This is a genomic window from Synechococcus sp. BDU 130192 (assembly GCF_963876085.1).
GTDB lineage: Bacteria > Cyanobacteriota > Cyanobacteriia > Cyanobacteriales > MRBY01 > MRBY01.
Map to the genome: position 1 here is coordinate 221,742 of NZ_CAWNNO010000022.1, position 13,181 is coordinate 234,922.

Below are 13,181 nucleotides of genomic sequence, written 5' to 3' on the forward strand. Positions count from 1 at the left end.
AGAAAGGCTCAATTTAGGGAAAGACAAATTTTCATGAATCTTTGCTTCTGATGCCATTTCCCTAAAGAACTTTGCGGGATGTGGGTTTTGCCACATGGGGGAGTCCCCAGCCCAGCTTCTCCCGGAGGATTCGGAAAAATTCAGGTCGGTGGAGGCGCACAAAGCGGGCATTGTAAGGCGATCGCTCTAAATGGACTTGATCCTCCGGCAAGACATAGGCCCCACCGTTACCATCGACGACCATCACCAAGCGGTGGGACGTTGCCGGAAAAATATTCACCGGTTCTGTGTCCGAAAAGACGAGGGCCCGGGACGCGAGGGAATGGGGACAAATGGGGGCGAGCTGGAAAACGGGCACATCGGGGGTAACGACGGGGCCGCCCGCACTGAGGGAATAGGCCGTGGAGCCGGTGGGGGTTGAAATCATAATGCCATCGGCGGCAATATCAACGGGGGCATGGCGACCAATCTGGATTTCAAAGTGGCACATCCCGGCTAGGGGTTCCCGGTGGAGCACCATTTCATTGAGACTGAGGGCTTCCCAAAGGAGTTCCCCGTCGCGGAAAAGCTGCACGGTAATCATCGAACGGTCTTCAATTTCGTATTCTCCGGCTAAAAGCTGGGCGATCGCCTCATCGAGGTGCTGGAGATACATTTCCGTCAAAAATCCGAGGTGTCCCGTATTGACCGTCAGCAGCGGGATTCCCTTTGGGGCAACCTGGCGTGCGGCTGACAAGACTGTGCCATCTCCCCCCAGAACCACGGCAAACTGCATATTTTCATCGAAGTTGGGGGGCACCAATTGCTCAATTTTGGTGTGACACACGGGCTGTTGGTGGCCTGTTTCCTGGGTTGGCGGACATTCTGCATAGCCAAGTAGACCGCCAAATCCAGTGGCCGTAAACACTTCCCACCCTTTATTCCTCAAGGTTTTGGCTAATTCCTGAGCGACTTGGCAGGCAATGGGTTTGATGTCGTTATAGATAATGCCGGCTTTGGGCACAAGTAGAAGTGTCCTACAAACTTAAGGATATAAACAATAGGGTATCACTCAAACCGTTTCCCTTAATACCTATACGGTTGGCGATCGCCACCAATGAAACGTCAAGTTTTTAATTCTTCAGCAGCATCCCCCAGGCCTCACTCCAGGGGAACACAACTGTAGTAAAACGTCCCTAAAACGGTGTCCGAATATTCGGCTTTTTCTTCCCGTTTTTCTTTTTGCCCTTATTTTTCTCGTAGTCAATTTCCTTCAGCTTTTGCATAATGCGGCTGAAGTATTCCTGTAAATAACTTTCGAGGGTCGTTGTTTCGGCGGGATCAAGCCCAAAGGTTTTGTAAACATCTTCCATCGGCGCGTCCAAAGGCTTACCCGTGGCCATTACTTCTGCAAAAGCCAAGCGATCCGAAGCATTTTGCCCCCATTGGAAAAAGCGGCTGACCCGGCGCATTAACCGCAGAAAACCCAGGGATAGTCGGGCGATACTGGCAGTTTGGCCAGAATAACGCTCACAAATGGCGATAATTTCTTCCCCTTTCCAAGCCCGGGTGCCCACCACTGGAAATGTTTGTTTTTCCGTGGCCGGAATTTTCACCGCCTGCACCGCAAACTTCGCAATGTCCTGGGTATTCATGTAGGCGATCGGCGAACTTTCCCCAGTGATCCAAACCGCTTGATTTTCAAGAATGGGAATCGCGTATTGGGCAATCAACCCCTGCATAAACCCACTCAAGCGCAGGATTGTATAATTCATGCCCGCTTCCTTGAGATATTCCTCGACGCAATATTTTGCATCCATCAAAGGCACATCACGGTGCTGCTCTGCATTAAGAATTGAAAAGAAAATAAATCGCTCAACCCCAGCTTCCTTGGCGGCTTGGATCAGGTTTACTTGCCCTTCCCAGTCAACTTCCTTAACACCAATAGAATCCGTTGCCCGGGCCGTGGCAGCATCAATGACAGCATCAACCCCTTCTAGGGCTGGAAGCAAAGACTCGGGCTGGCATAAATTTCCGCCGATTAATTCTGCGCCCCACTCCTTGAGAAAGGAAGCTTTACGGGGATTCCGGACGAGACAACGGACTTGATGTCCTTCATCCAATGCCCGTCGCGCGACTTGCCTGCCTAATGTGCCAGTAGCACCGACCACCAGTAAATTCATTTAAATTCCGGTTAAGTAACGTTTTTTTAAGATTCTATAGAATTTTATCAGAAAGCGATCGCCCCCTCCCCCCATGCAGAGAAAAAGGCCGCCCCATCCGCCAGATCTTTTTGTCTACAATCAAGGCAGTCACCATGGTTAAAAATTAAGTCCTATGTTTTTTGGTTTGCTCGGTAAAAAGACCCAGATGCCTACGCCCCAGGAGGCTTTACCCGGTCGTACCCAAACAATGCCTATCCCCGATCAGCATTTCGTCAATGGCAATCCCATTGCTCCCCCCTTCCCCGCAGAGATCGAACTTGCGATGTTTGGTCTGGGCTGTTTTTGGGGGGCAGAGCGCAAATTTTGGCAAACCCCCGGCGTTTTTAGTACAGCGGTGGGCTATGCGGCTGGCCACACCCCCAATCCGACCTATCAGGAAGTTTGCTCTGGGATGACGGGCCACAATGAAGTGGTTCTTGTTGCCTATGATCCTAAGCAAGTGTCCTACGAGACTCTCCTCAAAGTTTTTTGGGAAAGCCATAATCCCACCCAAGGGATGCGCCAAGGTAACGATGTGGGCACCCAGTACCGTTCTGGTATTTACACCTACTCCGAGGCCCAGAAACAGTTGGCCCAGGCGTCACTAGGAGCTTACCAAGATGCTTTAAAGGCCGAGGGTTATGGCGCGATCACGACGGAAATTTTGGAGGCACCGGAATTTTATTACGCGGAAGAATACCATCAGCAGTATCTCGCGAAAAATCCAGGGGGCTACTGTGGCCTCGGTGGTACAGGGGTCGGCTGTCCCGTGGGTCTCGAAGCTAAATCCTAGTGACCTTCGGATCGCATAATTTTTGAACATCAGGGGCTTGGGTAAAATAGCCCCTTTTTTTTATTTTTCACCGCAGATTTAGGACGCCTCTGGGGTCGGTAACTCAAACGTCAGTTGGACATAGTTTGATTCCGTTTGGTGCCGAGTTTCCTGAAGCTTAGCCAGGTATTTTTGGCAGTCTTCTTGCCAGAAAGCGGAGGTGCCTGGGCAATTTTGGTCGGTTTGTAGCCAATGTTGGAAGACCGTTTGGCGTTGATCCTGGGGCTGACTGATTTGGTAAATACGGGTGCGTTTTTTCTGGATGGTGGTGATCTTGAGGTATTTCAGTTCAAGGCCGAGTAGTTCGAGGAAGCGACGCAGAATCATGATCGGGGTAGAATTTTTCGCGAGGCCAATGCCAACGGTGGTCTTGATGGCGTCTCGATTTTCTAAGGCGATCGCCGCCAGTCTTTGCATCTCTGGGTCGAGGTTGTGGAGCGGTCGATTTGTCTGGGCGAGGAGGGTGGTGATCCCCAAAATTTCCATGGTGCCGATGATTGCCCCCATTTGGGAGTGGTTAAAATCAGGCTGGAAAATTTGTCCGCCGCCCTGTTGCATCAGGTGAGTGGCGATGAGGGCATCTCGATCCGCCAGGTAAGGGCGACCCAGGGTCAGGAAATAGTGACGCCGCAGCTTTTGGTACCAGTGGTCGTCATCTTTGGCCACTAGGGAAGCGGTGACGGGGAGATTGTAGCGTTTCTGGAGTTCGTATTTGCGGAGTTGTTGTCGTTCAGAGGGGCTTTTCAGGAGTTTCTTTTTCAGGCGTTGGTAGTCTTTGGTACTCAAGGGGGTTGCCTGGGCGATCGCCAAACATTCTGCTTGGTAGTTGGTATCGCGAATGGAATTAATCGCCGTAGCCAATTGATTATCGGGTTGGCTTTGAGTCGCCGTCGTTTTGCGGTGTTTTGGCACTGCTGACAATTGATGTCCTTCCCGCTGAAGATGGGCGAGCACGGCCTCGCGGTAGTTCACCATGCCCGCATTAATCCGCACCGCAAATTTGGCCCAACACAGAAGGGATTCGGCCTGAAAAGCAGTGTCTAAATCATCAAGGGCGATAAAGTCAGACTGTTGCAGCAGACGGATATTCGTTTGGGTGAGCCTTTGACTGGAGGTGAGTAGTGCCGGAATGGAAGTGGCCCCATTGCCGACGGTGTTAAAGCCATATTTGGCTACCCAGAGATGACGCGGAATATTTTCACGGACTCGACTCAGGGCCTGGCAGATGGAATTGACCGTTTGTACCCCCTGGGCGATCGCCCACACCGAGGTGAAATGTCCCTGCAAATCGAGACTAATCCCCGTTTCCACAGCTGGACTCGCTAAAACCACATCATACTGGGCGAGGGTTTGGTTAATTTGGCCCATGGCACCGTAGGCAGGATGTTCAGGATCCGCCAGGGATTCCGCATCAAGGCGGAGAATTTTGCGGTCAGGAAACTGATTTTTGAGGTAAATTTCGAGGGTCGAAGTGCTCCATTGGCTCTTGAGTTTTTGGGCAGATAGACAGATAAAAGGCCGCCCGCCCCCTTGGATATGTTGTACCAAGTCCTTGACTAGCCGTTTCGGTGTGCCATCGGGATAGTGATTGAGGGTGTAGTGGGTGGTGGTATCCGCTTGCCAGGTATTTTCAATGAGATAGGGCTGGAGCTTCTGGCCTCCCAGGGTCAGGAGATAGTCAATGGAAACATCGCTCAAGTCGGCATCACTGATGTAAATTTGACCCTCGCCGACAAAGACATTTTGCAGCAGGTGCTTGAGGCTCTGGAGAATATTGACCCGGTTATCGCGACAGGTGCTGGAATTTAACCCGTGCCATAGCACTTGTTCTACTTCGTCAAAAATAATCAGGGCATCGCCCCAGTGATGGGGATTGAAACGGGCCTGGGATTTGCCATGCAGAGAATCAATGCAGAGGCCATAGCCATTAATTTTTAGGTTGGGTTCCTTGGATCGATCTTTGCCCCGGGGAAGATCACGGATGTAGTCGAGGCCAAACCGCTGACAGAGTTCTTCAACGAGACGAATGCGGTGCCCAATCACAAGGACGGGCTGTTGGCGGGCGATCGCCCCCGCAACAACTGATTCTAGCCAACGGGTTTTGCCCGTTCCTTTAGGAGATTTGAGCGCAATTAACTTGGCTGCTGGGGGAATTGTTAACTGCTCCGGGAGATACCGCTGGTGGAGGGTTTGATGGCGGGGATAGGTGAGTTGTTCAAGGTCTTGGGCTTTCCAAAGATCGAGGCTGGGAGCGTTTTGGAAGGCAGCTTCAAAGGCGGCTTGACCTTGGTTCGCAATGAGATCATCTACCCCTTTCCCGGCACGACGGTTCCAGGTGATCACCTTGACGGGACAACCCGCTTGTTTAAGCAAATAACCTGTTTTCCGGATGGCACTGCGCACGGCCCGGATGGTGGTGGGTTTTTCGTCCTGGTCAAAGGCAATGTAAATGGTGCGCTGCCCGTGAATCAGTTTTTTCAGTTGGGGAATCAGTCGAGATTGGCCGATGCGGTGGCCAAATTCATCCTTGGGTGTCCGGATCGCGCCATAAATACCCGGTAGGGCGATCGCCCCGTAGCCGGCACTGAGGAGGGAGCCTGCTTTTTTTGCCCCTTCAGTAATAATCAGGGGAATTTGGGGATGTTCCTTGAGCCATTGCCAAAATCCCCCATCGGGTTGGGTATCGTCCCAATCGTCTTGGCTAAATTCTAGTTGATGGCGGCGGGCCACCCGTTCCCACACATGGGGCGGCAGGCGTAACGCAAACAGGCCCGTACTCGTTTTCGGAGGGTGTTCGTACTTGATGGGTTTGCCTTTTTCTGGATTGACACGGGGTTGTTCCGGTTTGAAACAGCCCCAAAGGTCAGCCTTTCCCGTCAAAATATCGACGCCAGAACACCACCAGCCCCCGGCCTCGGTGTGTTGATAGCGCTGGAGGTAACTGTCCCCCAAACGACCATCATTTCGTCGGGGCAACGCCTCTGAATATAGCAAATAATCCAAAGGGCGATCGCCCTCTAGGGAAATAACATTCAGTTGGATGAGTTCAGGATCAACACAGCTTTGCTGCCATTCTTGAACATGATCCATGGGTTGCACCTCAGACGCTAGATGTAGAGTAACTAAGCATACTCCACTCTATATCTGGTGCGCAACTTTATTTTTAAAAAAATCTTAAGCAAATCTTAAGGCCGTAAATCCAGGGAAGTTGAGCCTGGGATCTGGGGAGTGATCGCCACCGCAACAAGATTTGTAACGGCATTTTAAAAGGCGATCGCTGACACCGAGGACTTGGGAGTTTAGCTATCCTGGGCGGGGCGGCTCGGTCGCTCAGTGCTGGCCTGTTTTTCGGGGATCACAATCGTCCCAGTACGGAGTTGTTCGTCGAGCAGTTGGATCGCCTTGGCATATTGCGGGTCAGCCATTGTACCAATTTTTGTGCGATCTTCTTGCAATGTTTCTTGATCAGCTTCATCAAGTTCCACGATAAAGTCCGGCGCAATGCCTTCTTTATTGATATCCCGACCAGAGGGGGTCAAATATTTGGCGACCGTCACGGCAACCCCAGAATCATCCCCTAGGCGACGGACAGATTGGACTAGGCCCTTACCGAAGGTTTGCGTCCCTACAAGTACCGCCCGTTGATTGTCCTGGAGCGCGCCGGAAAGGATTTCGCTGGCACTGGCGGATCCCCCGTCCACTAAAACGATCAGGGGTTTATCTGTTAGGGCGCGGTCACTGGCCTCCTGGCGATCCACTTCCCCGACACGGTTTACCGTCGAAACAATCCCACCACCATCAAGCCACATTTGGGCAATGTCAATGCTGGCATAGAGCAATCCCCCAGGATTAGAACGCAGATCTAAAACGTAGCCATCGACATTTTGGGATTCTAGATCGGCGATCGCCTCGCGCATCTCTGCCGTCGCCTGGGCACTAAATTGAGTCAGACGAATATAGCCCACATCCCCAATGGGACTCTCATTAATCCGTGCCTTTACCGGATGAATCTGAATCACTTCCCGGACAATGGGAAATTCTAATACTCGCTCATCTCGGCGAATAGTGAGGGTGACCTCCGTACCCCGTTGACCCCGGATCAAATTCACCACATCGTTGAGTTCCATCCCTTCGGTGGGTTGCTCATCCACAGCAACGATCACATCTTGGGCCATAATGCCCGCTTCAAAGGCTGGCGTCTCTTCAATGGGCGCAATCACGACCACCTCTTCTGTATCTTTATCTTTGGCGATCTGAATGCCGACCCCGGTCAACTCACCGGACGTATCAACCTGTAAATTTTCAAAATCTTGGGGGGGCATAAACCGGGTGTAAGGATCTCCCAGGAGATCTAACATTTCCCGAATTGCATCGTAGGCTTCGTCCGTATTGGCATAGTCTTTGCTGAGAAACTCTTGCCGCACCTGACGCCAGTCATTTTGGTTAAAGGTCGCATCAACGTATTCTTTGTTGATGACATACCAAACCTCGTCCACAATTTCCTTTGGGCTGTCTTTGAGGTAGGCTTGACTTTTAGAGTAGTGCAGCCCTGCCCCTGTAACCGCCACAGTGGTTAACACTAGAGCTGTTGCACCGAGTACAAAGGGTTTAGAGTTTGACATGGAAGGCTTCAGATAATTAGTAAATTGGGACTGCCCCCATCAATAATTTGCACGACAGCCACTATACCTATGCTAATGCAGCAAACTTAAAATCGGGAAGAACAATGAAGATTTCCCGGTTAGATCAGCATTATTTATGGTGGCTAAAAATAAAGACGAACCAAGGTTCGCCCAAAAAAATTAGCAGCTTGATTGTGTTGAATATCTCGGCCTAGGCCAATCCAGGTACGGCAGGATGGAAGAAAAAGGCCAATCCGAGCACTGTATAGGTCGCTAGCAACAAGCTTCCTTCTAACCAGTTGGAGTTGCCGTCAGAACTAATGGAGTTGGCAATCAGTACAGCCACGGCCACGGCCACCAGCTCAAAGGGGTTAAAGTCAAGATCCATCGGTTGACCAATGACCCAACCAGCAATCACTAAGACTGGGGCGACGAAGAGGGCAATTTGTAAACTAGAGCCAACGGCTACGGACACAGACAGATCCATTTTATTTTTTAGGGCAACGGTAACAGCGGTGGCATGTTCTGCGGCATTACCGATGATGGGCAGGAGGATCACCCCTGTAAAGAGAGGACTGAGGCCAAGGCTTTCGGTGGCTGCTTCGAGGGAACCGACTAGGAGTTCCGACTCAATGGCAACGGCGAGGGTAACAATCAGTAGGACTCCAACCCAGAGCCAAAGGTTAACTTTTGCCTTAGCTTCTTCTTCTGTTTCCCCTTCTTCTTCGATTTCTGCGACCCCCACATCATATAGATAGGAGTGGGTTTTCATCGAGAACAATAAAGTGAGGCCATAGACCAAAATGAGCACAATGGCTACGGCAACGGAAAGATTTTGAAGAGTTGCTTGGCCGATACCAGCGGAGGTGTACTCTACGGCGGTGGGAATTAAGATCGCAATTACCGCCAAGTTCATGGACGAAGCATTAAGGCGGGCAGCGGTGGGCTGAAAGTCTTGTTCTTTGAACTTGAGGCCACCCAGGAGCATTGCAAAACCCATCACCAGGAGCAGGTTACTAATGATTGATCCGGTGATCGTGGCCTTGACGACATCGACTAGGCCGGACTTGAGGGCGATAAAAGCCAAAATTAATTCGGTAGCATTACCAAAGGTGGCATTGAGCAGACCACCGAGGTTGGGGCCGACGACAACGGCAATTTCTTCGGTGGCTTCTCCCATGAAAGCGGCGAGGGGCACAATGGCGATCGCCGCTGTGCAGAACACAGTCACGGGACTCCATTCAAGGAAGTGGCCAGCCAAGGAAATTGGGATAAAAACGAGCAGGGCCAGGAAAAGATTGTTTTTGTTTAGCATAGAGACGTAAGGGTTGCGCTAGTGTCCAATATAGACGCGAAACCAAGAATCCGCGCCCCTTTCGGCAGAGATTCCCCAAGGCGATCGCCTCGACCCTTGATACTTGCCCTAATACGCGACTTTAAACCCTAAAAATATAGGCAATGGAGAATATTTCGTGAGAAAAAAAATCTCCCTTGATGGGAGATGTTAACAATTAAATTACTCTCTTAAGGAATAGGAATCAGGATAGAAATTAGGCCGGCATCCCCACTAACTTGGCGCTGAGATCCCAAAGGACATCTGCTTTGTTGTCATCGAGAGCTTCATCAGAAACTTCTTGCATAAAGGCTTCCCGTCCTTGCTGTTGGCGGTTTCCCCAACTCCAGTAAACACCAGATACATCGAAGCCAGAATCCGCAACAACTTTAGCGAGACGTTCTCCGGCCACTTCTTCAGTGACATAACCCCCGGTGATATTTTTTTGGAACCAAGGGAAGATCTTCCGAAATAGACCATAGTGATTTCTAAAGAGGCCCGTTTCGGCAACGCAACCCGGATAGAAGGAATTGAAGATAATCCCGGTGTCTTTGTGATAGCGGTTGTGGAGTTCCCGCATGGTGAGAATATTGCAGAGTTTGCTGTCTTTGTAAGCTTTACCGGGTTTAAAGATTTTGCCGTCGATCATGGCAACAGGGGGCTTAAAGCCAGCGGCCATTCCCTGGAGATCCCCAAGGTCGGGGGGCGCAGGAATGGGAATTTTACCACCTACTTCTTTCGGGTTCGCGGTGACAGTGCCGAGAATCACAAGGCGTTTGTCTGCAGCGGGGGAATTTTTGAGGTCTTCCAACATCAGATTGCAGAGCAGGAAATGACCCAAATGGTTGGTGGCAACGCAAAGTTCATAACCGTCTTTGTTGCGTTGGGGTTCCTTGGCGAGGGGCAGATAAACCGCCGCATTACAAACTAGGGAGTTTAGGGTTTTACCCGTTGCCCGAAAATCGGCGACGAATTTACGGACGCTATCGAAATCAGCGAGATCAAGGTGCATGATCGTCCGACTGGCTTCGGGGATACCAACTTCTTTGGCGACTCGCTCGGTTTTTTCGAGGTTGCGGCAGGCCATGACCACATGCCAGCCTTTATCGGCGAGGGCTTTAGCCCCATAGAGTCCGACCCCGGACGAGGCACCAGTAATGATCGCTGTTTTTTGTTGATCTGTCATGATTCTATGCTTTGGCGGAAATTCATCACGTTAACTGCTTGTTGAAAATCTTACTATCGTTCTTTTCCCTTAATTTCAGGGGAATTCGTCGGGGGGAATTTGTCCTGGGAATTGGGCAAGCAGTACGGGAGGGCTGAATTGGGCAAAGGCTTATGCCATGGGGCGATCGCCTTTTGCGTGGGGGAACTGAAACGGCGATCGCCCAACTTTTAATATTTGTATCTCAATATTGCCCACTGCTTTACAAAGCCATATTTCTCGTAAAAACCTGGGGGAAAACTTTACTGAAATTTAGGGCCAATTCAGGCGGGTTTAGCTTCGCGCTCTAGAAGGAGGGTCACGGGGCCATCGTTGCTAATTTCCACCTGCATCATGGCGCCAAATTGTCCGGTTTCGATCTTCAGCCCACTTTGGCGCAAGAAAGCCACAAATTTTTCGTAAATCTGTTCGGCTTGATCTGGTTTGGCAGAACCACTAAAGGATGGTCGTCGGCCCTTACGACAGTCGCCATAGAGGGTAAATTGACTAACCACAAGGATTTCCCCTTGAATATCTTGGATCGAGGCTTGCCAGGGATTACCCTCAGGATCCGGAAAGAGGCGCAGATCAAGGCATTTGCGGGCGAGCCACTGTAATTCGGCGTCGGTGTCGGTGGGGGAAATGCCGACGAGGAGCGTTAAGCCTTGGTTGATTTGGCCGACAATGTGCTGATTGACGTTGACGTGGGATTGTTGCACCCGTTGGAGAACAATTTTCATCGGTTTTAGTAGAAGCCGGGTTGAATACTACAATGGAGGCGATTTGTGTAATGGGAGAACTTCAGTATGGCTGAGCGAAATGGTGGGGCCTTTGTGGGCGGTGTGCTCATTGGGGGCGCTGTGGGGGCGATCGCCGGTTTATTATTCGCACCGCGCTCTGGTAAAGATACCCGAAAAATTCTCAAAAAATCCCTCGAAGCGTTGCCAGAACTGGCGGAGGATCTCTCGGATAGTCTACAACTCCACGCCGATCAACTCTCGGAAACGGCCCGTCGCAATTGGGAAGATACGCTGCAGCGGTTACAGGAGGCGATCGCCGCTGGGATTGAAGCGAGCCAAACCGAAGCCCAACGCCTCGATGCCGAAGAAGAGGAACTCCTTCCTGTCCAAGAGATTGACCCGTCCCAAAATTAAACCGTTTCATTTACAGTGCAAGATCCCCTTTTTTGGCTACTCCTGTCTTTTTTGCTCGTTGCCCTCAGCCTCACTGCTGTCCTCGCCGCTGCTTTCCCGGCCTTTTTGGAACTGGGACGGGCGGCCCGTAGCGCAGAAAAACTCCTCGATACCCTCAACCGAGAACTGCCGCGCACCCTCGATGCCCTCCGGCGTACGGGGGGAGATATTACGGAATTAACCGATGAACTCGAAGCTAGTTTTAAAAGTGCCCGGGGGATTCTCCAGCAGACAGAAAAAGGACTGAAGCACACCCAACGACAAATTCAACAGGTGCAACGGGGGGGACGTAGCACTTGGACGGGATTCCAGACGGCTTGGCAAACGTTTTGGCGATCGCCCCGCAAAAAATCCAGGCGACGTCGTTAATTTTCCTTATTCTCTGATGTCATCGCCAAGGGAAATTTAGCCGTAACGGTAATAGGCAGCACAGGCTCCCTCGGAGGAAACCATCGGCGCACCAAGGGGACGTTCTGGGGTGCAGGTTGTGCCAAAGGCGGGACATTGCTTGGGTTTTTTTCGACCTTGCAGAATTTCGCCACTGATACAAGAAGAAGATGTTTGGGACTGGAAATGCGTCAAATCTAGCTTAAATTTGCGAGAGGCATCAAAGGCGGCATATTTTTCGCGCAAACCGAGACCACTCTGGGGAATTTCACCGATGCCACGCCAAGTGCGGGGCACAGTTGCAAAAATTTCGGTCACTAATTGCTGGGCCGTGGCATTCCCTGCGGCTTGGACGACGCGACGGTATTGATTTTCGATATGCGATCGCCCTTCCTCCAACTGTTTCACACAGAGATAAATCCCCTGCACAATATCCAAGGGTTCAAACCCCGTCACGATTAGGGGAATTTGGTAATTTTTGGCGATCGCCTCGTATGGTTGATAACCCATCACCGTGCAGACGTGACCCGCGAGCAAAAAACCCTGAATGGTTCGATCCGGGGCGGACAAAATCACTTCCATCGCCGGCGGCACTAACACATGGGCGACCAAGAGGGAAAAATTGGTTAGTCCTAATTTGGCGGCTTGGTAGACTGCCATCGCCGTCGTCGGTGCGGTCGTTTCAAAGCCCACCGCAAAAAAAATGACCTCTTTATCGGGATTTTCCTGCGCCAGTTTTAGGGCATCGAGGGGGGAATAAACCATTTTTACGGCTGCCCCCTGCGCCTTCACTGAGAGTAAATCGAGCCTTGTCCCCGGCACGCGCAACATATCACCAAAGGAACACAACACCACCTCAGGCAACTGAGCCAAGGCGATCGCCTGATCAATAAGTTCAGCGGGAGTAACACAGACCGGACAACCGGGGCCATGAATCAAGGTAATTTCGGGGGGCAACAGTTGATCGATGCCGTATTTAACGATGCTGTGGGTTTGTCCGCCGCAGATCTCCATGATTGTCCACGGACGGGTCACAAGGGCGGCGATCGCCTGCACATATTTCTGAACCGCTGCGGGATCGCGAAATTCATCAACAAATTTCATTCACTATCCCCCCCCGCAAAGGACTCCATTTCCGCCAAAGTGGCAAGGGTTTCTGTTGCCGCCACTTCATCCAAAACACTCAGGGCAAACCCCGCGTGAACCACTGCATAATCCCCTACTTGGGCTTCCGGCACATAGGCGAGGCTCACCTCCCGCACCACACCGCTAAAACTAACGCGACCCATTTTAAAAAGGGGGTCATCCCCTGTAATTTCTAAAATTTTTCCCGGCACAGCAAGGCACATATTTTCGCAATATTTTGATTGGATTGGCTACTGTTTATCCTAACGAATTTTTCGCCTTGATGTTATTAGTTTTAAGTT

12 protein-coding genes are annotated in these 13,181 nt (G+C 51.1%); 3 read left to right on the plus strand and 9 right to left on the minus strand.

Going from position 1 to position 13,181, the window contains the following annotated elements; translation table 11 throughout:
• Window positions 1-61 precede the first annotated feature (61 nt).
• On the minus strand, window positions 62-1,003 hold the full coding sequence (locus AACT35_RS07850; RefSeq protein ID WP_012305854.1) for an NAD(+) kinase: 942 nt from the start codon (window positions 1,001-1,003) through the stop codon (window positions 62-64).
• 172 nt (window positions 1,004-1,175) lie between these two features.
• Complete coding sequence (locus AACT35_RS07855; RefSeq protein WP_062431858.1) at window positions 1,176-2,162, minus strand: SDR family oxidoreductase; 987 nt, start codon at window positions 2,160-2,162, stop codon at window positions 1,176-1,178.
• Between the two features lie 154 nt (window positions 2,163-2,316).
• Here AACT35_RS07855 and msrA point away from each other — a divergent pair, with 154 nt between their 5' ends.
• Window positions 2,317-2,976, plus strand: coding sequence for a peptide-methionine (S)-S-oxide reductase MsrA (gene msrA, locus AACT35_RS07860; RefSeq protein ID WP_099240354.1), 660 nt, complete (start codon window positions 2,317-2,319; stop codon window positions 2,974-2,976).
• A 78-nt stretch (window positions 2,977-3,054) separates the two neighbouring features.
• Here msrA and AACT35_RS07865 read toward each other — a convergent pair whose 3' ends face one another.
• The 5 genes from AACT35_RS07865 to dtd form a co-directional block, all read right to left on the minus strand.
• A complete protein-coding gene (locus AACT35_RS07865) occupies window positions 3,055-6,105 on the minus strand; it encodes a plasmid replication protein, CyRepA1 family (protein WP_099240356.1) in 3,051 nt (1,016 codons plus the stop codon).
• A 209-nt stretch (window positions 6,106-6,314) separates the two neighbouring features.
• Window positions 6,315-7,637, minus strand: coding sequence for a carboxyl-terminal processing protease CtpC (gene ctpC / locus AACT35_RS07870; RefSeq protein ID WP_012305850.1), 1,323 nt, complete (start codon window positions 7,635-7,637; stop codon window positions 6,315-6,317).
• A 211-nt stretch (window positions 7,638-7,848) separates the two neighbouring features.
• The gene (gene cax / locus AACT35_RS07875) at window positions 7,849-8,952 is read right to left on the minus strand and encodes a calcium/proton exchanger (RefSeq protein ID WP_099240358.1); all 1,104 of its coding nucleotides are present in this window, start codon (window positions 8,950-8,952) and stop codon (window positions 7,849-7,851) included.
• A 235-nt stretch (window positions 8,953-9,187) separates the two neighbouring features.
• On the minus strand, window positions 9,188-10,156 hold the full coding sequence (locus AACT35_RS07880) for a protochlorophyllide reductase (RefSeq protein ID WP_012305847.1): 969 nt from the start codon (window positions 10,154-10,156) through the stop codon (window positions 9,188-9,190).
• A 302-nt stretch (window positions 10,157-10,458) separates the two neighbouring features.
• Entirely contained in the window at window positions 10,459-10,914 is a 456-nt protein-coding gene (dtd, locus tag AACT35_RS07885; RefSeq protein WP_099240360.1) for a D-aminoacyl-tRNA deacylase, read from the minus strand.
• Window positions 10,915-10,980: 66 nt separating this feature from the next.
• On the opposite strand from dtd, the gene AACT35_RS07890 reads away from it, so the two are divergent.
• Complete coding sequence (locus tag AACT35_RS07890) at window positions 10,981-11,328, plus strand: YtxH domain-containing protein (RefSeq protein ID WP_012305845.1); 348 nt, start codon at window positions 10,981-10,983, stop codon at window positions 11,326-11,328.
• Window positions 11,329-11,343: 15 nt separating this feature from the next.
• A complete protein-coding gene (locus AACT35_RS07895; RefSeq protein WP_012305844.1) occupies window positions 11,344-11,736 on the plus strand; it encodes a hypothetical protein in 393 nt (130 codons plus the stop codon).
• A 36-nt stretch (window positions 11,737-11,772) separates the two neighbouring features.
• Here the strand turns inward: AACT35_RS07895 and hypD are convergent, their stop codons facing one another.
• Both hypD and AACT35_RS07905 read right to left on the minus strand, forming a co-directional pair.
• Window positions 11,773-12,858 (minus strand): hydrogenase formation protein HypD, encoded by a 1,086-nt coding sequence (hypD, locus tag AACT35_RS07900; RefSeq protein ID WP_099240362.1) that lies wholly within the window; start codon window positions 12,856-12,858, stop codon window positions 11,773-11,775.
• Window positions 12,855-13,103 carry a HypC/HybG/HupF family hydrogenase formation chaperone gene (locus AACT35_RS07905; protein ID WP_099240364.1) on the minus strand — a complete coding sequence of 83 codons (249 nt, stop codon included), beginning with the start codon at window positions 13,101-13,103 and terminating at the stop codon, window positions 12,855-12,857. Before AACT35_RS07905 ends, hypD begins: the two co-directional genes overlap by 4 nt.
• Between the last annotated feature and the right edge of the window lie 78 nt (window positions 13,104-13,181).